Annotated in this window: 17 protein-coding genes; 10 read left to right on the top strand and 7 right to left on the bottom strand. The window is 71.0% G+C overall.

Going from position 1 to position 19,665, the window contains the following annotated elements:
- Positions 1–22: 22 nt before the first annotated feature.
- Positions 23–1,267 carry a nucleotide sugar dehydrogenase gene (locus ABR738_RS25035; protein ID WP_350232195.1) on the top strand — a complete coding sequence of 415 codons (1,245 nt, stop codon included), beginning with the start codon at positions 23–25 and terminating at the stop codon, positions 1,265–1,267.
- Between the two features lie 114 nt (positions 1,268–1,381).
- Entirely contained in the window at positions 1,382–1,897 is a 516-nt protein-coding gene (locus tag ABR738_RS25030; RefSeq protein WP_350232194.1) for a hypothetical protein, read from the top strand.
- A 93-nt stretch (positions 1,898–1,990) separates the two neighbouring features.
- Here the strand turns inward: ABR738_RS25030 and ABR738_RS25025 are convergent, their stop codons facing one another.
- The 4 genes from ABR738_RS25025 to ABR738_RS25010 all read right to left on the bottom strand — a co-directional run bounded on the left by ABR738_RS25025 (position 1,991) and on the right by ABR738_RS25010 (position 6,366).
- Positions 1,991–3,115 carry a GuaB3 family IMP dehydrogenase-related protein gene (locus ABR738_RS25025; RefSeq protein WP_350232193.1) on the bottom strand — a complete coding sequence of 375 codons (1,125 nt, stop codon included), beginning with the start codon at positions 3,113–3,115 and terminating at the stop codon, positions 1,991–1,993.
- Between the two features lie 107 nt (positions 3,116–3,222).
- Positions 3,223–4,728, bottom strand: a complete 1,506-nt coding sequence (gene guaB / locus ABR738_RS25020) for an IMP dehydrogenase (RefSeq protein WP_350232192.1) — start codon at positions 4,726–4,728, stop codon at positions 3,223–3,225.
- 187 nt (positions 4,729–4,915) lie between these two features.
- On the bottom strand, positions 4,916–5,500 hold the full coding sequence (locus tag ABR738_RS25015; protein WP_350232191.1) for a sigma-70 family RNA polymerase sigma factor: 585 nt from the start codon (positions 5,498–5,500) through the stop codon (positions 4,916–4,918).
- Between the two features lie 254 nt (positions 5,501–5,754).
- Positions 5,755–6,366, bottom strand: coding sequence for a response regulator transcription factor (locus ABR738_RS25010; protein WP_003948568.1), 612 nt, complete (start codon positions 6,364–6,366; stop codon positions 5,755–5,757).
- Between the two features lie 427 nt (positions 6,367–6,793).
- Between ABR738_RS25010 and ABR738_RS25005 the strand changes: the two genes are divergently transcribed.
- Positions 6,794–7,120 carry a WhiB family transcriptional regulator gene (locus ABR738_RS25005; protein WP_350232190.1) on the top strand — a complete coding sequence of 109 codons (327 nt, stop codon included), beginning with the start codon at positions 6,794–6,796 and terminating at the stop codon, positions 7,118–7,120.
- A 127-nt stretch (positions 7,121–7,247) separates the two neighbouring features.
- On the opposite strand, the gene ABR738_RS25000 is transcribed toward ABR738_RS25005, so the two are convergent.
- Entirely contained in the window at positions 7,248–8,141 is an 894-nt protein-coding gene (locus tag ABR738_RS25000) for a LysR family transcriptional regulator (protein ID WP_350232189.1), read from the bottom strand.
- An 80-nt stretch (positions 8,142–8,221) separates the two neighbouring features.
- Between ABR738_RS25000 and ABR738_RS24995 the strand changes: the two genes are divergently transcribed.
- Positions 8,222–8,890, top strand: a complete 669-nt coding sequence (locus tag ABR738_RS24995) for an MOSC domain-containing protein (RefSeq protein WP_350232188.1) — start codon at positions 8,222–8,224, stop codon at positions 8,888–8,890.
- Positions 8,891–9,065: 175 nt separating this feature from the next.
- Positions 9,066–9,839 (top strand): SDR family NAD(P)-dependent oxidoreductase, encoded by a 774-nt coding sequence (locus ABR738_RS24990; RefSeq protein WP_350232187.1) that lies wholly within the window; start codon positions 9,066–9,068, stop codon positions 9,837–9,839.
- Positions 9,840–10,043: 204 nt separating this feature from the next.
- Here ABR738_RS24990 and ABR738_RS24985 read toward each other — a convergent pair whose 3' ends face one another.
- Entirely contained in the window at positions 10,044–11,900 is a 1,857-nt protein-coding gene (locus ABR738_RS24985; RefSeq protein ID WP_350232186.1) for a DUF2264 domain-containing protein, read from the bottom strand.
- Between the two features lie 208 nt (positions 11,901–12,108).
- Between ABR738_RS24985 and ABR738_RS24980 the strand changes: the two genes are divergently transcribed.
- The 5 genes from ABR738_RS24980 (at position 12,109) to ABR738_RS24960 (ending at position 17,783) form a co-directional block, all read left to right on the top strand.
- Positions 12,109–13,305: a substrate-binding domain-containing protein gene (locus ABR738_RS24980; RefSeq protein ID WP_350232185.1), complete on the top strand. Its 1,197-nt coding sequence runs from the start codon at positions 12,109–12,111 to the stop codon at positions 13,303–13,305.
- 139 nt (positions 13,306–13,444) lie between these two features.
- Positions 13,445–14,773 (top strand): ABC transporter substrate-binding protein, encoded by a 1,329-nt coding sequence (locus tag ABR738_RS24975; RefSeq protein ID WP_350232184.1) that lies wholly within the window; start codon positions 13,445–13,447, stop codon positions 14,771–14,773.
- Between the two features lie 139 nt (positions 14,774–14,912).
- The gene (locus tag ABR738_RS24970) at positions 14,913–15,773 is read left to right on the top strand and encodes a carbohydrate ABC transporter permease (protein ID WP_350232183.1); all 861 of its coding nucleotides are present in this window, start codon (positions 14,913–14,915) and stop codon (positions 15,771–15,773) included.
- Positions 15,770–16,696 (top strand): carbohydrate ABC transporter permease, encoded by a 927-nt coding sequence (locus ABR738_RS24965; RefSeq protein WP_350232182.1) that lies wholly within the window; start codon positions 15,770–15,772, stop codon positions 16,694–16,696. The genes ABR738_RS24970 and ABR738_RS24965 overlap by 4 nt, the downstream gene beginning before the upstream one ends.
- A 58-nt stretch (positions 16,697–16,754) precedes the next feature.
- Complete coding sequence (locus ABR738_RS24960) at positions 16,755–17,783, top strand: hydroxyacid dehydrogenase (RefSeq protein ID WP_350232181.1); 1,029 nt, start codon at positions 16,755–16,757, stop codon at positions 17,781–17,783.
- A gap of 154 nt (positions 17,784–17,937) precedes the next feature.
- Here the strand turns inward: ABR738_RS24960 and groL are convergent, their stop codons facing one another.
- On the bottom strand, positions 17,938–19,566 hold the full coding sequence (gene groL / locus ABR738_RS24955) for a chaperonin GroEL (protein ID WP_350232180.1): 1,629 nt from the start codon (positions 19,564–19,566) through the stop codon (positions 17,938–17,940).
- Positions 19,567–19,665 lie beyond the last annotated feature (99 nt).

Genomic DNA, 19,665 nt, shown 5'->3' with positions numbered 1-19,665 from the left:
GGTTAAGGGAAAGGACGGTCACATGCCCGCAGACCTCGCCGTCATCGGACTCGGCCACTTGGGCCTGCCCCTCGCCCAAGCCGCCGTCGCCGCCGGCATCCAGACCGTCGGACACGACACCGATCCACGTGCCGTCGCGGAACTCAACGCGGGCCGCACCCCGCTCGACGGCTCGCTCACCCCGGCCGATCTGCGCCGCATGGTCGCGGGCGGCTTCCACACCACGAGCGATCCCGCCGAACTCGGCCGGGTCCGCACGGCCGTCATCTGCGCTCCCACCACCCTGGCCGCCGACCGCACCCTCGACCTCGGCGCGGTCGCCGACGCGGCCCGGGCGCTGGCCGGGCGGCTGCGGCCGCACACCACCGTCATCCTGGAGTCGGCCGGACACCCGGGCACCACCGGGGAGTTTCTGCGCCCGCTCCTCGAAGAGGGCTCGGGCCTTCGCGCCGGGCGCGACTTCCACCTCGCCTGCTCGCCGAGCCGCGTAGACCCCGGCAACCGCACCCACGGCTACGCCGCCACGCCCAAGGTCATCGGCGGCCTCACCCCCGCGTGCACGGAATCGGCGGCCGCCTTCTACGGCCGCCTCACCGACAAGGTGGTCCGCGCCCGGGGCCTGCGCGAGGCGGAGATGTCCAAAGTGCTCGAAACCAACTTCCGCCACGTGAACATCGCCCTGGTCAACGAAATGGCCGTGCTCTGCCACGACATGGGCGTCGACCTCTGGGACGTCATCCGCTGCTCGGAGACCAAACCGTTCGGTTTCCAGGCGTTCCGCCCAGGCCCCGGCGTCGGCGGCCACGGCATCCCGCTCGACCCGGCCCCGCTGCCCTACGCGGGCCTGCGCATGGTCGGTCTGGCCCGCGAGATCAACGCGCACATGCCCGGATACGTCATCCAGCGCTCCACCACGCTCCTGAACGAGCACGGCAAGTCGGCGCGCGGTGCCCGCGTCCTGCTCCTGGGCGTGACCTACAAGCCGGACTTCGCCGACCAGGAGGGCTCCCCGGCCCAGGAGATCGCGGGGCGCCTGATGGACCTGGGCGCGCAGATCACGTACCACGACCCCCATGTGCCCGCCTGGCGCGTCCGCGACCAGCCGGTGCCACGCGCGGACTCGCTGTACGAGGCCGCCGCCCACGCCGATCTGACGGTCCTGCTCCAGCACCACCGCACATACGACCTCCAGGGCCTGGCGGTCAAGGCGCAGCTTCTCCTGGACACGCGCGGGGCCACCCCGGCGGGCGCCGCGCACCGGCTGTGAAGCCGCCCTTACCAATTCCTTATGACCAACCGGCTACGGACTGCTACCCTTCGGGGCCGCTCAATCGCACAACCGTGCGCTTGTCCATGTGTGTTTTCCAGGGGGAACGCGAAGATGAGTCAGTCCTTTCCGCCACCGCAGCAGCAGCCGCAGCCGGGCCCGTTCGACCAGGCCCAGGCGCCGCAGGGCGGCTTCGGCTACCCGACGGCGCCGCCGGCCGCTCCGGTGCGGGACAACTTCGCGCTCGGCCTGATCACCGCGATCGTCGCCGCCGTCGTGACGGCCGGCGTCTACGGCGCGATCATCGGCGCCACCAAGCACGAGATCGGTTACGCGGCCGTGGCGGTCGGCTTCATCGTCGGCTTCGCCGCCGGCAAGGTGGGCGGCCGCAACCCCGCGCTGCCCGTCCTCGGCGCCGTACTGTCGCTGGTCGCCGTCTACTCCGGCCAGCTGCTCGGCGAGGCGATCATCGCCAGCAAGCAGCTCCCGGTGACGGTCTCCGAGATGTTCTTCGACCACTTCAGCCTCCTGAACGAGGCCTGGAAGGCCGACGCCGACGCGATCACCTTCCTGTTCTTCGCGCTCGCCGCCGTGGCCTCCTTCTCGGGTGCCAAGAAGGCGTCCGCCTGATCAGTCGCACGGCATACGAAAGGACCCGGATCGATTGATCGATCCGGGTCCTTTCGTATGCGTCACAGGCGGCCGACGCGTCGGTGTCCGGTGTCAGCGCTTGTGCTGCGCGTCCGCCACCGTGACCTCGACCCGCTGGAACTCCTTGAGCTCGCTGTAGCCGGTGGTCGCCATCGAGCGGCGCAGGGCGCCGAACAGGTTCATCGAACCGTCCGGGGTGTGCGAGGGACCGGTCAGGATCTCCTCGGTGGTGCCCACGATGCCCAGGTCCACGAGCTTGCCGCGCGGCACGTCCTCGTGGACGGCCTCCATGCCCCAGTGGTGGCCACGGCCCGGCGCGTCGGTGGCGCGGGCCAGCGGGGAGCCCATCATCACGGCGTCGGCGCCGCAGGCGACGGCCTTGGGGATGTCGCCCGACCAGCCCACGCCGCCGTCCGCGATGACGTGGACGTAGCGGCCGCCGGACTCGTCCATGTAGTCACGGCGGGCCGCGGCGACATCGGCGACGGCGGTGGCCATCGGGACCTGGATGCCCAGGACGTTGCGCGTGGTGTGCGCGGCGCCGCCGCCGAAGCCCACCAGGACGCCGGCCGCGCCGGTGCGCATCAGGTGCAGCGCCGCCGTGTACGTGGCGCAGCCGCCGACGATGACCGGCACGTCCAGCTCGTAGATGAACTGCTTCAGGTTCAGCGGCTCGGCGGCGCCCGAGACGTGCTCGGCCGAGACGGTGGTGCCGCGGATGACGAAGATGTCCACCCCCGCGTCCACGACCGCCTTGGAGAACTGCGCGGTGCGCTGCGGGGAGAGCGCGGCGGCGGTGACGACACCGGAGTCGCGCACCTCCTTGATGCGCTGCCCGATCAGCTCTTCCTTGATGGGCGCCGCGTAGATCTCCTGGAGGCGCCGGCTCGCGGTCGCCTCGTCGAGACCCGCGATCTCGTCGAGCAGCGGCTGCGGGTCCTCATACCGGGTCCACAGACCCTCGAGGTTCAGCACGCCGAGGCCGCCGAGCTCGCCGATGCGGATCGCCGTTCGCGGCGAGACCACGGAGTCCATGGGGGCGGCCAGGAAGGGCAGCTCGAAACGGTAGGCGTCGATCTGCCAGGCGATCGAGACCTCCTTCGGGTCCCGGGTGCGCCGGCTCGGGACGATGGCGATGTCGTCGAACGCGTACGCCCTGCGGCCGCGCTTGCCGCGCCCGATCTCGATCTCAGTCACGTTGTGTGGGCCTTTCCCTCTACGTCTGCATGCTCCAGTATCCCCGACACACGGGTGAGGGGCGGCCCCGGGAACTCCGGAACCGCCCCTGGGACGCTTTGCGGGCGTCAGCGCTTGTTGTAGTTCGGCGCCTCGACCGTCATCTGGATGTCGTGCGGGTGGCTCTCCTTGAGGCCCGCCGAGGTGATCCGGACGAACTTGCCGTTCGCCTGGAGCTCGGGAACGGTGCGGCCGCCGACGTAGAACATCGACTGGCGCAGACCGCCCACGAGCTGGTGGACGACGGCGGAGAGCGGGCCGCGGTAGGGCACCTGGCCCTCGATGCCCTCGGGGATCAGCTTGTCGTCGGTGGAGACGGTCTCCTGGAAGTACCGGTCCTTGGAGAACGAGCGCTGGTCGCCGCGGGACTGCATGGCCCCGAGCGAGCCCATGCCCCGGTAGGACTTGAACTGCTTGCCGTTGATGAAGAGCAGTTCGCCCGGCGACTCCTCGCAGCCCGCGAGCAGCGAGCCCAGCATCACCGTGTCGGCGCCCGCGACCAGGGCCTTGGCGATGTCGCCCGAGTACTGGAGGCCGCCGTCGCCGATGACCGGGACGCCCGCGGCCTTGGCGGCGAGCGAGGCTTCGTAGATCGCGGTGACCTGCGGTACGCCGATGCCGGCGACGACGCGGGTGGTGCAGATGGAGCCGGGGCCGACGCCGACCTTGATGCCGTCCACGCCCGAGTCGATGAGCGCCTGGGCGCCGTCGCGGGTGGCGATGTTGCCGCCGATGAGGTCGACGCCCGAGGAGTTCGACTTGATCTTGGCGACCATGTCGCCGACCAGGCGGGAGTGGCCGTGCGCGGTGTCCACGACGATGAAGTCGACGCCGGCGGCGATCAGGGCCTGAGCGCGCTCGTAGGCGTCGCCCGCGACACCGACGGCCGCGCCGACGAGCAGCCGGCCGTCCTTGTCCTTGGCGGCGTGGGGGTACTTCTCGGCCTTGACGAAGTCCTTGACCGTGATGAGGCCCTTGAGGATGCCGGCGTCGTCGACGAGCGGCAGCTTCTCGATCTTGTGGCGGCGCAGCAGCTCCATGGCGTCCACGCCGGAGATGCCGACCTTGCCGGTGACCAGCGGCATCGGCGTCATGACCTCGCGCACCTGGCGGCCGCGGTCGGACTCGAAGGCCATGTCGCGGTTGGTGACGATGCCGAGCAGCTTGCCCGCCGAGTCGGTCACCGGGACGCCGCTGATGCGGAACTTGGCGCACAGCTCGTCGGCCTCGCGCAGCGTCGCGTCCGGGTGCACCGTGATCGGATCGGTGACCATGCCGGACTCGGAGCGCTTGACCAGGTCGACCTGGTTGGCCTGGTCCTCGATGGAGAGGTTGCGGTGCAGCACGCCGGCGCCGCCCTGGCGGGCCATGGCGATGGCCATGCGCGCCTCGGTGACCTTGTCCATCGCGGCCGAGAGCAGCGGGACGTTCACCTTGACGTTCTTCGAGAGGTACGAAGAGGTGTCGATCTGGTCGGGCGCCATGTCGGACGCGCCAGGCAGCAGCAGCACGTCGTCGTATGTCAGCCCGAGCGTCGCGAATTTCTCGGGCACTCCGTCGACGTTTGCAGTCATGACACCTTCCCCAATGGCCTTGATCGGTGCGGATGTCCATGCTAACGGGCTGTGCGGGTGTCTCATTCCACGAGCAAGATCATCAGGATTCTTTGTACGTTCACACGTGAGCGCGAGGGGTTGGCATCCCTGTCACGCGCCTATGGGTGCGCGTTTCCTCGGCGACGGGCCGCCCAGGGCGTGCGGCCTACTGTTCGGCGAGCGCGCGCAGTCTGCTCAGGGCGCGGTGCTGGGCGACGCGGACCGCGCCCGGCGACATGCCCAGCATCTGACCGGTCTCCTCGGCGGTCAGGCCGACGGCGACCCGCAGCACCAGGAGTTCGCGCTGGTTCTCCGGCAGGTTGGCGAGGAGCTTCTTGGCCCAGGCGGCGTCGCTGCTGAGCAGCGCGCGCTCCTCGGGCCCGAGCGAGTCGTCGGGCCGCTCCGGCATCTCGTCGGAGGGCACGGCCGTCGACCCGGGGTGGCGCATCGCCGCCCGCTGGAGGTCGGCGACCTTGTGCGAGGCGATGGCGAAGACGAAGGCCTCGAAGGGGCGTCCGGTGTCGCGGTAGCGCGGCAGCGCCATCAGGACGGCGACGCAGACTTCCTGGGCCAGGTCCTCGACGAAGTGGCGAGCGTCACCCGGCAGCCGGTTCAGCCGGGAGCGGCAGTAGCGCAGCGCGAGCGGATGCACATGCGCGAGCAGATCGTGCGTGGCCTGCTCGTCGCCGTCGACAGCACGGTGCACCAGGGCACCGACGACCCCTTGCGCCGTAACCTCGTCGTCGCGCATCGGTCCATGGTGCCCCGGCGTCTTCCCGCCCGCGGCACCGCGTCCGTAGTTGTGCACCGAAGCGTTATGAGCGGGTGCGCCGGAACTCATCCCCTGCACCCCCCTCCCGCTCGACCGACCTGTCCCCGAGGAACTCCACACGTACAAGGATGCGGCATCGCGGCGGAAGCAACACCTACTGCTGCCGTTCGCGGGAGGGCCGGGCCCGCCCACCCGGTGGTGGACGGGGCTCCGACCAGCTGTCATACCTGTCGTCAGCGCACCAGGCCCCAGCGGAAACCGAGCGCGACGGCGTGTGCGCGGTCCGAGGCGCCGAGCTTCTTGAACAACCGCCGGGCGTGCGTCTTGACCGTGTCCTCGGAGAGGAACAGCTCACGGCCGATCTCGGCGTTGGAGCGGCCGTGGCTCATGCCTTCGAGCACCTGGATCTCGCGCGCGGTGAGCGTGGGCGCCGCGCCCATCTCGGCCGAGCGCAGCCTGCGCGGGGCGAGCCGCCAGGTCGGGTCGGCCAGCGCTTGAGTGACGGTCGCCCGCAGCTCGGCGCGCGAGGCGTCCTTGTGCAGATATCCGCGGGCCCCGGCGGCGACCGCGAGCGCGACCCCGTCCAGGTCCTCGGCGACCGTGAGCATGATGATCCGGGCGCCCGGATCCGCGGACAGCAGCCGACGGACGGTCTCCACGCCGCCCAGTCCGGGCATGCGTACGTCCATCAGAATCAGGTCCGAGCGGTCGGCACCCCAGCGGCGGAGGACTTCCTCGCCGTTGGCCGCCGTCGTCACACGCTCGACGCCGGGCACGGTCGCAACCGCGCGGCGGAGCGCCTCGCGGGCAAGCGGGGAGTCGTCGCAGACGAGGACTGATGTCATGGCCGCCCTCCGCAGCTGATGCGCGTCACCTTGAGCCTCCAGGCTGGGTACATGTGTCACCTGAGCGATTGACGCTCTCGGACACTTGCCCGAGCGCTTGTTCTTTCAATCGCCTCCGCACTCTCAACGACGGTCACTCGAAAGAGTTACGGGTCCGGCGGGCACGTTCGGCACTCTACGTGAGGAAGCGTGCACACAGGAGAGTGTGGCACGCCATCCGCCCAGCTTTTGACCCTATGCCCCATTTAGCGGCTTTTCTTCCCTTTTGCTGGTGTCTGTGGCTAGATTCCCAATGAGTCATATTTACATCTACTTACACAGGAGATGTACCTTCGTCGGTACGTACGTTTCGGATGAGCCCCCGCGCGCACCCGTCCCGTACCGGCCCGCCCATCCGCCTCAGCACGGTTTCAAGGGGACAAGAGCAATGGCAGATTTTTCCCGCCTTCCCGGACCCAACGCCGATCTGTGGGACTGGCAGCTCCTCGCGGCCTGCCGTGGAGTCGACAGCTCGCTCTTCTTCCACCCCGAGGGCGAGCGCGGCGCGGCGCGGAGCGCGCGCGAGAGTTCGGCGAAAGAGGTGTGCATGCGCTGCCCGGTGCGCGCCCAGTGCGCGGCCCACGCCCTGGCGGTGCGCGAGCCCTACGGGGTCTGGGGCGGGCTCACCGAGGACGAGCGCGAAGAGCTCATGGGCAGGGCGCGCAACCGCCTGGTGTCGGCGGCGCCCATCGGCGGCGGCATGGAGGCCCCCTGACGGTCCCTGCGGCCGATCCGATCAGAAGAAACGTTCCTGCGCCGTTTGGCGCAGCCGCGTCGGCAAAGCGGCGCCCCCAGGGCGACGCCACAAGGGCGCGCCCGGCACAGCTGTCGTGGTGCCGTGCCTAGCCGCGCGCGGCGGCTCCGGTCAGCTCGTCGAGGGTGGCCGCGACGGCCGGGACCTGGGCGAGGTCCGGCAGGGTCAGCGCGACGATCTCCCGCTCGACGGCGGGCTCCACGCTGACGGTGCGCGCGCCCCTGGGGCGTACGGACGCGATGGCGAGCTCGGGCATCACCGCGACACCCAGCCCGGCGCCCACGAGTCCGATGACCGCCGGGTAGTCGTCGGTCGCGAAGTCGATCCTCGGGGTGAACCCGGACTCCTCGCAGACCTCCACCAGCTGGCGGCGGCAGCGCGGGCAGCCCGCGATCCAGGACTCCTCCGCCAGGTCCCTGATGGCCACGGATCCGGCGCCGGCCAACGGATGCCCCTCGGGAATCAGTCCGACCAAACGGTCCACGAGCAGCGGGCGCACCACCAGATCGTCCCACTCCGTGGCGTTGGAGCCGTAGCGGAAGGCGAGCGCGATGTCGCAGTCGCCGTCGCGCAGCATCTCCACCGAACGCGGCGGCTCGGCCTCCACCAGTGAGACCCGGGTGCCCGGGTGGGCGGCGCGCAGGGCCGCGAGCGCGGTCGGCACGAGCGTGGAGGAGCCGCTGGGGAAGGAGACCAGGCGCACCCGGCCGGCCCGCAGGCCCGCGATGGCGGCGACCTCCTCCTCGGCGGCGGTCAGGCCGGCCAGGATGCCCGAGGCATGACGGACCAGGACCTCGCCGGCCTCGGTCAGGCGCATCTCGCGGCCGGTCCGGATGAGCAGCGGGGTGCAGGCGGACGCTTCGAGTGCCTTCATCTGCTGACTGACGGCGGGCTGGGTGCAGCCGAGTTCCCTGGCGGCCGCCGAGAAGGAGCCGGTGGTGGCGACAGCGCGCAGAACGCGGAGATGACGGGCCTCGATCATGGTTCAAGCATAAGCGAATCTTGGGGCGAGTGGAGAAAACAGGGAAGCATCTTTGAGATCGTCTCGGTTAGCGTTCGCTCATGGAGCTTCTGTCTGTGAATGTCGGCCGCGCCAAGGTCGTCCCCTATACCGATGCCAAGGGCGGCCTTACCGGCGTGGACAAGCGCCCCGTGTCCACGCCCGTCCGGGTGTTCGCGCCGGGCCCCAGGGGGGTGGGCGCCAGCGGTGTCGAGGGGGACGACGTCTGCGACCTGCGCCACCACGGCGGCGACCACCAGGCCGTCTACGCCTACGCCCGTGAGGACCTGGACGCCTGGGAGAAGGAGCTCGGCCGCGCCCTGCCCAACGGCTCGTTCGGTGAGAACCTCACCACGTACGGGACCGACGTGAACGACGCCCGGATCGGCGAGCGCTGGCGGATAGGCCGGGACGTGGTCCTGGAGGTCGCGTGCGGACGCATCCCCTGCCGTACGTTCGCCGGCTGGCTCGAACAGACGGGCTGGGTCCGGCGCTTCACGCAGGCGGCGGTCCCGGGAGCGTTCTTCCGGGTGATCGAACCGGGGACGATCCGGGCGGGTGATCCGGTCGAGGTGATCGAACGACCGGATCACGAAGTTTCGGTCGCCCTCTGGTTCCGGGCGTTCACGACCGAGCGGGCGTTGCTGCCCCGCGTCCTGGCGGCGGGTGACGCCCTGGATCCCGAGGCGTACGACACCGCGCGGAAGCACCTGGCGCAGCACGGTTCGTAGGGCCCGGGGCGCGGTGGTCGCGAAGACCGGCGGCGCTGCGGGCCGCCGGCGGCGAGGGCGGCCCGGGGGCGCCGGTGAACCGCCGCTATTGGGGCGGTTCATGGCGGTCACCGCCGGTTCGGCGGCCCGGCGGGGGCGGTCAACGGGCACCGGGCTGGGGCACTAACGTGCGCCTATGACGACTGCACTGATTACGGGAGCGACGGCGGGCATCGGCGCCGCGTTCGCGCGCCGCCTCGCGGCCGACGGGCACGATCTGGTGCTGGTGGCCCGGGACGGCAAGCGATTGAGCGAGCAGGCCACCGAACTGCACGACCGGCACGGCGTCGAGGCCGAGGTACTGACCGCCGATCTGTCCACGGAGGACGGGATCGCCACGGTCGAGTCCCGCCTCTCCCAGCCCAAACGGCCGGTCGATCTCCTGGTCAACAACGCCGGGTTCGGCAATAAGGGCAGCTATCTCGACGTGTCCGTCGCGGACGAGCTGACCATGGTGAAGGTGCACATCGAGGCGGTCCTGCGGCTCACGTCGGCCGCGGCCGCCGCCATGCGCGAGCGGGGGCGCGGCGGAGTCGTCAACGTGGCCTCCGTCGCCGCCTTCGTGCCACGCGGCACCTATGGCGCGTCCAAGGCGTGGGTGGTGCAGTTCACGCAGGGCGCCGCCCGCGATCTCGCCGGGTCCGGGGTGCGGCTGATGGCCCTGTGCCCCGGGTTCGTGCGCACCGAGTTCCACCAGCGGGCCGGCATGGGCACCGACAACATCCCGGGCTGGATGTGGCTGGACGCCGACAAGCTGGTGGCCACCGCCCTGACCGACCTCGCGCGCGGCAAGTCCCTCTCGATCCCCGACCCGCGCTACAAGGCGCTGATGGGCGCGGTGAAGCTGGCGCCGCGCGGTCTGCTCGGCGGGCTCACCTCCAGGACGGGCCGCAAGTACGGCCCTCAGTAAGCCCCTTGGGCCCGCTTCCGGGTAGCCGCGCGAGCGATCGCCGTCCGGAAGCCTGTCGTCCGGGTGGCCGTCGCCCGCCCGGACGGCATCCAGGCGCGTCGCGCCCGGGCCGTGGACGTGCGGTGTCCGGGTCGTGGACGTGCGCCGCACGGGCCGTGGACGCGTGGACCCCGCACCGTGGACACGTCACGTGGTGACGCGCCTTTACTCGTCCTCCGCGCGGACCGTCGCCGCCGCGGGGTCGAACACGAGTCGGCGGACCGTGGCGTCCCGCCAGGTCACGCGGACGGCGGGGCCGCTGATCTCGACGTCGGCGAGGGCGTGCACAGGGACGGGGTCCGGCTCCGCCGTCAAGGAGGCCAGCGCGACGAAGAGGGACGGCCCGGCGCCGGTCGTCCCGTGCAGCGCCCCGACGTCCGATCCGGCGCCGAACAGGGTTGATCCGCCCGCCAGTTGGCAGGCCTCGCCCGCGTAGCCGTGCACGGGGTGCAGTTGCGCGGTGCGGCCCGGGGTGACGGCCCAGCCGGTCTGGCGCACGGGGGTGCCGGGCGCGGCGCCGACCACCAGGTGGGCGCGGACTTCGGCGCGGCCGTGCGCCAGGGTGGCCGAGACGATCCGCACGCCGGGCGGCCCCGGCTCCGGCGTGGCCAGTGACGCCGCCCAGCCGGGGCCGCCTCCGAGCGGTACGGCGGGTCCCCGGGTGGTGGACGCGCCCCGCGCCAGGAGTCCGAAGTGGTTGTCGGGCACACCGTCCGAGGTGGGCCCCGTGCCGGTCGAGTAGGCGAAACGCGTGTACCAGGGGTCGTCGACGCCGCCCTCCAGCTGGTTGTTGCTGCCGTGGTTGTGCAGACGGACCAGGCCGTCCGCGGCGGTCGACTGGATCAGCAGTCCTGGCGGCCCGAGGGTGAGGGTGGCGTCGCCGGTCTCGGCGGGCAGCGGCTCCTCGACCGCCGTCCAGGCCGGGTGTTCGGGCGGCAGGAGGAGCCCGAGGTAGCCCTTGGCCGCCCAGTACGGGGACGCGGGGCCCGAGTAATGCTGAACCGCCGGGGGGTGGGGGCCGTGCCAGCCCAGGGTGAGCAACCCGGCGGCGTCGGCGGCGCCGGCGCCATCGGGCCGGTCGAGGAAGTACTTCAGGGTGCCCGACGCCAGGCGGCGGGTGGCTCCCGGCGTGAGCGGGGTGTGGCCGGTGAGCGTGCCGAGCCAGGGTGCGGCCGCCGCGGCGAAGCGGTAGGTCAGGGAGCGCCCGTACGGCATCGGAGCGCCGTCCGCGCCGAACAGACGGCTGTGGGCCTCGAGCTGGGCGCGCAGCCGGGGTCCGTAGCGGGCCAGGAGTTCCTGGTCGTCACCCAAATGAGCGTGCAGGGCGGGATAGAAGTGCAGGGCCCAGGCGTTGTAGTGGTCGAAGGAGCGGTTGGGTCCGTCGCTGTACCAGCCGTCGCCGAGGTACCACTGGTCGACGCGTTCCAGGGCGCGTTCGATGGTGGCCGCGGCGCGGTCGGTCTCGATACCGGCGTCCAGGAGGAATCCGGCGACGGTCAGGCCGAACAGCCACCAGTTGTTGTCGACCGGGGAGGGACCGAGGGCGGGCAGCAGCCAGTCGACGGCGCGCTGACGGGTGCGGTCGTCGAGCCCGTCCCACAGCCAGGGGCGGGTGAGGCGCAGGCCGAGCGCGATGGAGGCGGACTCGACGAGGGCTTGGCGGACTTCGGCGAGCGACGGCCAGGCGTCGGGAGACGCGGGCGCCAACTTGCCGCTGGGAAGCGGAGGTTGGGCGCCGTTGGCGAGGCCGTGGGCATAGCGTTCCAGGTGGCCGTGCGGATCCTCGCCCCGGGCGCCAGCCACCCGGAGCGCGGCCAGCAGCCAGGTTCGGGCATAGCCTTCGAGGCCGTCCGAGTGCGGCCCGGAACAACTGGAGCGCGCGCCGGGCAGATGGATGAGCCCGTGCCCGGGCGTCGCGTAGGGCCGTACGGCCAGCAGGAGCCGGTCCGCCGACCGCTCCCAGTGCTCGCGGGTCCAGCCGGTGTACGGGCTGAGCTCACGGTTCTCGGACGCGACGCGCATGGTGCGATGCTCCCTCGGGGCGGGGCGGGGCGGGCCTGAGCGAATGGCGGCGTCGGTGTCGGCGGGGCCGCGCGAAATATCTGGGAACGTAAGACCCGGTTTGATCGAACGTCAATGGATCAGACCGAATGATCGAAACTTACGTCGTTCGATCACGATGCCACGTCGGGGCCCGCCGGGCCGCCAACACCGCGAAGGGGATGCCGCCGTGCGGGAAAGCGCCGCTGAACGTCATGACCGACTGCTCGACCTGGTGCGCGGGCGCGGCTCGGCCCGGGTGTCGGAGCTGGCCGCCCAGTTGGGGGTCTCACCGGTGACGGTGCGCCGGGACGTGGAATCCCTGGCCACCGAGGGGCGCCTGGACCGGGCGCACGGTTCGGTCTCGTGGCCGGGCGGCGGGACCAGCGCGCCGGGGCCCGCCGGGGGCCTGGCCGCGCCGCGTCCCGGGCCGCACCCCGGGCCGCACCCCGGGCCGGGGCCCGCCGGGGGCGCTGCCGCCGGCGTCCGCGAGCTCGTCATCGGCATGCTGGCGCCGCACGCCACGTACTACTTCGCCGAGGTCATCCGGGGCGCGCACGAGGCGGCCGAGGCGGCCGGGGCGCGCCTGGTCCTGCGGATCTCGGACTATCGGCCGCAGGAGGACGCGGGCCTGGCGGCGGGGCTGCTCACGGCCGGGGCCGACGGCCTGCTGATCGCGCCGGGCTGGAAGGAGCCGGACGACCCGGTCGAGCACGGCGCCTGGATCGCCGGGCTCCCCGTGCCCACCGTGCTCCTGGAGCGGCGCGGGGTGCCGGGCCGCGAGCTGGACGACCTGGACCGGGTCTGCTCCGACCACGGCCACGGCGTCCTCCTCGCGGTGCGCCACCTGCTGGGACTCGGGCACAGAACACCCGTACTGGTGGCGCGGTCCGACAGCCCGACGGCGATCGCGGTGCGTGCCGGTTACCGGCACGCGCTGGACGCGCTGGGCCTCAAGCCGCCGCTGCCGGTGATCGATTCGGTCCCGGTGGAGGCGGACGCCGACGGGTTCGAGGGGGCCGTGCGGGCGCTGCGTGACGCGGTCGTGGAGGGGCGGGCCACGGCGGCGCTCGTACACAACGACGTGGACGCCATCCGGATCGTGCAGCGCCTGGCCGAGCTGGGCGTGCGGGTACCGGACGACTTGGCGCTAGTGGCGTACGACGACGAGGTGGCGGCGCTCGCGGACACGCCGCTGACCGCCGTCGCCCCGCCCAAGCACGAGGTCGGGCGGTACGCGGCGGACCTACTGGTCGAGCGTCTGCGCGCGGCGGCGAACGGTCACGGCGACGGCGAACAGACACCACGACGCCATGTCGATCTACTGCCGAGGCTGCGGGTGCGGGCGTCATGCGGGGCGCCCGCCGAGACCACGCGGCAGCCATGAGCGTTCGCTCCTGACACGCGAGCATTCACTCGTTCTCTGATCTTTTTTCGATCAATCGAACTTTCGCTCTTGACTTCGGTCGGTGCTGGGCCAAGGATCGCGGCCATCGCCTCGTCCCCTCACGTTCAGGAGCCCTCCCGTGAGCCGCAGTTGGACCAGATCGACCTCCGCCCTCGTCGGCACCGCGACCGTTCTGGCCGTGCTCACGGCCTGCGGCGGCGAGGACGGCAGCACGAGCGACGCGGGCAAGGGCACCGCCGACAAACCCGTCACCGTCACCTTCTGGGCCTGGCAGAAGGGGTCCAAGGACGTGGTGGACGCCTTCAACGCCTCCCACAAGAACGTCCAGGTGAAGTTCGAGGAAATCCCCTCCGGCAACGCCGGCGGCTACGCCAAGATCTCCAACGCGGTGAAGGCCGGCAACGCGCCCGACCTCGTGACCGTCGAGTATCCGATGCTGCCCGAATTCGTCAGCCAGGGCTCCTTCCAGGACATCAGCCAGTACGTGAGCGCCGACGTGAAGAAGCAGTTCCTGCCGCAGGCGATCCAGCAGACCACGCTCGGCGGCAAGAACTGGGCGATCCCCTTCGACGCGGCGCCCCAGGCGTACTTCTACCGCAAGGACTTCTTCGAGCAGCACCACATCCAAGTCCCGCAGACCTGGGCCGAGTTCGAGGCGGCCGCCCAGAAGGCCAAGGATGCCGACCCGAAGGCGCGTATCGGTACGTTCTTCCCCGACGACCCGACCACCTTCGAGGCGATGGTCTGGCAGGCGGGCGCCCAGTGGTTCAAGGCCGACGGTGACACCTGGAAGCTCAACACCGCCGACGCCGCCACCCAGCGGGTCGCCGACTACTGGCAGGGCCTGCTCGACGACAAGCTCGTGCAGAACGCGGTCTCCTTCAGCCCTGAGTGGACGGCCTCGCTCAAGGACGGCTCCACCGTCGGCTACCTCGGCGCGTCGTGGGGCGCGGGCGTGCTCAGCGGCACGGTGCCGGACCAGAGCGGCAAGTGGGCGGTGGCCCCCGTGCCCACCTGGGACGGCAAGCCCGCCAGCGGCATGCTCGGCGGCTCCACCTGGGCGGTGACCAAGGGCAGCACCAAGACCCGGGCAGCGCTCGAATTCGCCACGTGGATGTCGACCACAGAGGCGGGCGTCGACGCCCGCATCAAGTCCGGTACGTCGAGCGCCTTCCCGGCCGACATCGCGCTGCGCCCGGCCGCGCAGAAGGCGTTCGACGCGAAGTTCTACAACGGGCAGGACGTCTACCGGCTCTTCGACGCGGCGGGCAGCTCGATCAACGCCAACTGGGGCTGGGGCCCGAGCATGGGCACCACCAACACCACGCTCAAGGACCAGTTGGGCAAGGTCGCCGGCGGCTCGGTGAAGATCACGGACGCGATCAGGGCCGCCCACGACGCCACGGTGACCGAGCTCAAGAAGCGCGGCCTGAAGGTGGAGGGCTGACGGCGTGCGGCGGACCGGCGCGCGCGGGCGGACCGGCGCGCGGGGGTGGGCCGGCGCACGCGGGCGGACCGGCGCACGCGGGCGGACCGGCGCACGCGGGCGGACCGGCGCACGCGGGCGGACCGGGCGGGCCGCAGGGGTGCTGCTCGCCCCGTTCTTCGTTCTGTTCACCGCCGTGACCGTCGTGCCGGTCGGGTACGCGCTCTGGCTGAGCCTGTTCACCGAGAAGCAGTCGGGGCTGGGATTCGGCGGCGCCACCTCCGTGTTCAGCGGCCTCGACAACTACGCGGCCGCCCTGGCCGACCGCGCCTTCCGCGAGGGCTTCCTGGTACTGGCCGGCTACTGCGCGGTCTACATCCCGCTGATGGTCGCCGCCGCCCTCACGCTCGCGCTGCTGCTCGACTCGGCGCTCGCCCGCGCCCGCCGCTTCTTCCAGCTGGCCCTGTTCCTGCCGCACGCCGTGCCCGGCATCATCGCCGCGCTGATCTGGGTCTACCTCTACACCCCGGGCCTGAGTCCCGTCGTGCGGGCCATGCGCTCCGGTGGCGCCGGCTTCGACTTCTTCTCCTCCAGCGGCACGCTTCCCTCCGTCGTCAACATCGCGCTGTGGGAATGGCTCGGCTACAACATGGTGATCTTCTACGCCGCCCTCCAGGCCATCGACCGCTCCGTCCTGGAGGCGGCCACCATGGACGGCGCGGGCGAGTGGCGCACCGCGCTCGGCATCAAACTCCCGCTGATCCGGGCTTCGTTGACGATGGTCGCGCTCTTCACCGTCATCGGTTCGCTCCAGCTCTTCACCGAGCCGCTGATCCTCAACCAGGGCGGCAGCTCCACGGTCACCTCCACCTGGACGCCCACCCTGTACGCCTACACCGCCGCGTTCAGCCGCAACGACTACGGCCTCGCCGCCGCGTCCGCCGTCCTGCTCGCCCTCGCCTCTGCCCTGCTCTCCTTCGTCGTCACCCGCCTCACCCACCGCAAGGGGGCCACGGCATGACCTCCCCGACCGCCACCGCGCCCAAGCCGGCCGCGCGTCCCTGCGCCACCGCACCACCACCACGTACCGGGACGCCGGGCAGGCCATCGAGCCGCTGGCTGTCCAGGGCCGCCGTCAACGGCGCGCTCGGTCTTTCCGTCCTCTACACGCTCTTCCCGCTGGTGTGGCTGGTCACGGCCGCCACCAAGGACACCGGCGGCCTGCTGTCCGGCGAGGCCTTCTCCTTCAAGGGCTTCGACCTCGGCCACAACCTCTCGCAGCTCGCCTCGTACAACGACGGCGTCTACTTCCGCTGGTACCTCAACTCCCTTCTGTACGCGGGCGGTGGCGCGGCGATCTGCGCCCTCGTCTGTGTCGCCGCGGGGTACGCCTTCGACAAGTACGCCTTCCGCGGCAAGGAGAAGCTCTTCGGGGTCGTCCTGCTCGGGGTGCTCGTGCCGACCACCGCGCTCGCGCTGCCCATGTACCTCCTGGCCAGCGAAGTCGGCCTGGTCAACACGTACTGGTCGGTCCTGATACCCGTTCTGGTCAATCCCTTCGGGGTGTATCTGTCGCGCGTCTTCAGCGCCAGCTACATCCCCGACGAGGCTCTTGAGGCCGCCCGTATCGACGGCGCCGGCGAGCTGCGCACCTTCTGGTCGATCGGTCTGCGCATGGTGATGCCGGGCTTCGTGACCGTCTTCCTCTTCCAGTTCACCGCGATCTGGAACAACTTCTTCCTCCCCCTGGTCATGCTCAGCGACCAGAAGCTCTTCCCGCTGAGCCTCGGTCTGTATGCCTGGAACAGCAACACCCACGCCGAGCCGAGCTACTACCCTCTCGTCGTCACCGGCTCCCTCCTCGCCGTCATCCCCCTGATCGTCGCCTTCGTCTCCCTCCAGCGGCACTGGAAGGCCGGGCTCGCCGCCGGCAGCCTCAAATGACCGGCCACGCCACCCCGTCAGCCCCGGCCAGCGCCTCGTGAGGAGCCCGAGTTCCACCATGCACCACACCACTGACAACCGGCCCGCCCTGCTGCTCGCGATGGGCCCCGGCATCGCGGACCGCCTCCTCACCGAGCACCACCGTGCCCGGCTCGCCGCCCTCACCCGTACCGACCCGTACCTGGTCGCCCACGACCTCACCGCGCCCACCGGACCCGTCGCCGAAGCCCTCGCCGAGGCCCAGGTCCTGCTCACCTGCTGGGGCGCTCCCCCGCTGACCGAGGACGTCCTGGCCGCCGCCCCGAAGCTGCGCGCGGTCGTCCACGCGGCGGGGTCGGTCAAGCACCATGTCACCGACGCCTGCCGGGAGCGCGGCATCGCGGTGACCTCGGCGGCGGCGGCCAACGCCCTGCCGGTCGCCGAGTACACGCTGGCCGCGATCCTCTTCGCGGGCAAGGAGGTGCTGCGCTCCGCCCAGCGCTACGCGGAGCTGCGAACCACACCCGCCTGGCTGAACGAGACGGAGCACACCGGCAACTACCGGCGCACGGTGGGCCTGATCGGCGCTTCCCGCATCGGACGGCGCGTGATCGAGCTTCTGCGCCCCTTCGATTTCGAGGTTCTTCTCCACGACCCGTACGTGAGCGGAACCGAAGCGGGTGCGCTGGGCGTTGAGCAGGTGTCACTCGACGACCTGTGCGCCCGCAGCAGCGTCGTGTCCGTCCACGCGCCCCAGCTTCCCGAGACCCACCGCATGATCGACGCCCGCCGGCTCGCCCTGATGCCGACGGGTGCCACGCTGATCAACACCGCGCGCGGCACCCTGGTGGACGAGCAGGCCCTGCTCGCCGAGCTCCTGTCGGGCCGCCTGCATGCGACCCTGGACGTGACCGACCCCGAACTGCCGCCCCGCGAAAGCCCGTTGTACGACCTGCCGAACGTGCTGCTGACCCCGCACATCGCCGGCTCGCTGGGCAACGAGCTGTACCGCATGGCGGATCACGCCCTGGCCGAACTGGAGCGATTCACCTCCGGCCTGCCCTTCGCGGACCCGGTGCACCCGATGTCGCTCTGGCGCTCGGCGTAGCCGGACCGGGCGCCCAGCCCATGCGCCCATGCACTCACGTGCTCACGTGCTCACGTGCTCACGTGCTCACGTGCTCACGCTGCCAATGCCAAAGGCCCGGCACCCCCGAAAGGGCGCCGGGCCTCAGCTGTGCGGAGCTACTGCTGACCTGGGGTCAGTGGGAGTGGCCGTGACCGTGGCCGTGACCGGCCTCGGGCTCCTCCTCGGCCGGCTTCTCGACGACCAGGGTCTCGGTCGTGAGCAGCAGGGACGCGATGGAGGCGGCGTTCTCCAGGGCGGAGCGGGTGACCTTGACCGGGTCGATGACGCCGGCCTTGACCAGGTCGCCGTACTCACCGGTCGCGGCGTTGAAGCCGAAGCCCTTGTCGAGCTCGCTCACCTTGGAGGTGATGACGTAGCCCTCGAGGCCGGCGTTCTCGGCGATCCAGCGCAGCGGCTCGACGACGGCGCGGCGCACGACCGCGACACCGGTGGCCTCGTCGCCGGTCTTGTCGAGGTTGCCCTCGAGGACCTTGGCGGCGTGCACCAGGGCGGAGCCACCACCGGAGACGATGCCCTCCTCGACCGCGGCGCGGGTCGCGGAGATGGCGTCCTCCAGACGGTGCTTGCGCTCCTTGAGCTCGACCTCGGTGGCGGCACCGACCTTGATCACGCACACGCCGCCGGCCAGCTTCGCGAGGCGCTCCTGGAGCTTCTCGCGGTCCCAGTCGGAGTCCGTGGCCTCGATCTCGGCCTTGATCTGGTTGACGCGGCCCTCGACGTCGGCGCTGTTGCCGCCGCCGTCGACGATCGTGGTGTCGTCCTTGGTGATGGTGACGCGGCGCGCGGTGCCCAGCACCTCAAGACCGGCCTGGTCGAGCTTGAGGCCGACCTCTTCGGCGATGACGGTCGCACCGGTGAGGGTGGCGATGTCCTGGAGCATGGCCTTGCGGCGGTCGCCGAAGCCCGGGGCCTTGACGGCCACGGCGTTGAACGTGCCGCGGATCTTGTTGACGACCAGGGTCGAAAGGGCCTCGCCCTCGACGTCCTCGGCGATGATCAGGAGCGGCTTGGAGGCGCCGGCCTGGATGACCTTCTCCAGGAGCGGCAGCAGGTCCTGGATCGAGGAGATCTTGCCCTGGTTGATCAGGATGTACGGGTCGTCGAGGACGGCCTCCATGCGCTCCTGGTCGGTGACCATGTAGTGCGAGAGGTAGCCCTTGTCGAAGGCCATGCCCTCGGTGAACTCCAGGTCCACGCCGAAGGTGTTGGACTCCTCGACGGTGATGACACCGTCCTTGCCGACCTTGTCCATCGCCTCGGCGATGAGCTCGCCGATCTGCTTGTCCTGGGCGGACAGCGCGGCGACGGCGGCGATGTCGGTCTTGTCGTCGATGGGACGCGCGGTCGCCAGGAGCTCGTCGCAGACGGCCTTGACCGCGGCGTCGATGCCCTTCTTCAGGGCGGCCGGGGAGGCGCCGGCGGCGACGTTGCGCAGGCCCTCGCGCACCAGAGCCTGGGCCAGCACGGTGGCGGTGGTGGTGCCGTCACCCGCGATGTCGTTGGTCTTGGTCGCCACCTCCTTGACGAGCTGGGCACCCAGGTTCTCGTACGGGTCGTCGAGCTCGACCTCGCGCGCGATGGTGACACCGTCGTTGGTGATGGTGGGGGCGCCGAACTTCTTGTCGATGACGACGTTGCGGCCCTTGGGGCCGATCGTCACCTTCACCGTGTCGGCAAGCTTGTTGACGCCGCGCTCAAGGGCGCGACGGGCGTCCTCGTCGAACTTCAGGATCTTCGCCATGGGAGCGGTTCAGCCCTCTCGAAAACTCGGGTTAATGACACTGCGCCCCTCGCCGCCCGGCAATCAGCGGGGTGACCAGGGGCGCAGCTCTCAAAGCAT

Origin of the sequence: Streptomyces sp. Edi4 (assembly GCF_040253615.1) — a bacterium.
Classification (GTDB): Bacteria; Actinomycetota; Actinomycetes; order Streptomycetales; family Streptomycetaceae; genus Streptomyces.
The sequence above is the reverse complement of the archived record's forward strand: the minus strand, read 5'-3'. Positions and strand labels throughout refer to the sequence as shown.

Coding starts and splice junctions, on each gene's coding strand:
- ABR738_RS25035 (WP_350232195.1), top strand. CDS start 23: ATGCCCGCAGACCTCGCCGTCATCGGACTCGGCCACTTGGGCCTGCCC.
- ABR738_RS25030 (WP_350232194.1), top strand. CDS start 1,382: ATGAGTCAGTCCTTTCCGCCACCGCAGCAGCAGCCGCAGCCGGGCCCG.
- guaB (WP_350232192.1), bottom strand. CDS start 4,728: ATGACTGCAAACGTCGACGGAGTGCCCGAGAAATTCGCGACGCTCGGG.
- ABR738_RS25015 (WP_350232191.1), bottom strand. CDS start 5,500: ATGCGCGACGACGAGGTTACGGCGCAAGGGGTCGTCGGTGCCCTGGTG.
- ABR738_RS25010 (WP_003948568.1), bottom strand. CDS start 6,366: ATGACATCAGTCCTCGTCTGCGACGACTCCCCGCTTGCCCGCGAGGCG.
- ABR738_RS25005 (WP_350232190.1), top strand. CDS start 6,794: ATGGCAGATTTTTCCCGCCTTCCCGGACCCAACGCCGATCTGTGGGAC.
- ABR738_RS25000 (WP_350232189.1), bottom strand. CDS start 8,141: ATGATCGAGGCCCGTCATCTCCGCGTTCTGCGCGCTGTCGCCACCACC.
- ABR738_RS24995 (WP_350232188.1), top strand. CDS start 8,222: ATGGAGCTTCTGTCTGTGAATGTCGGCCGCGCCAAGGTCGTCCCCTAT.
- ABR738_RS24990 (WP_350232187.1), top strand. CDS start 9,066: ATGACGACTGCACTGATTACGGGAGCGACGGCGGGCATCGGCGCCGCG.
- ABR738_RS24985 (WP_350232186.1), bottom strand. CDS start 11,900: ATGCGCGTCGCGTCCGAGAACCGTGAGCTCAGCCCGTACACCGGCTGG.
- ABR738_RS24965 (WP_350232182.1), top strand. CDS start 15,770: ATGACCTCCCCGACCGCCACCGCGCCCAAGCCGGCCGCGCGTCCCTGC.
- ABR738_RS24960 (WP_350232181.1), top strand. CDS start 16,755: ATGCACCACACCACTGACAACCGGCCCGCCCTGCTGCTCGCGATGGGC.
- groL (WP_350232180.1), bottom strand. CDS start 19,566: ATGGCGAAGATCCTGAAGTTCGACGAGGACGCCCGTCGCGCCCTTGAG.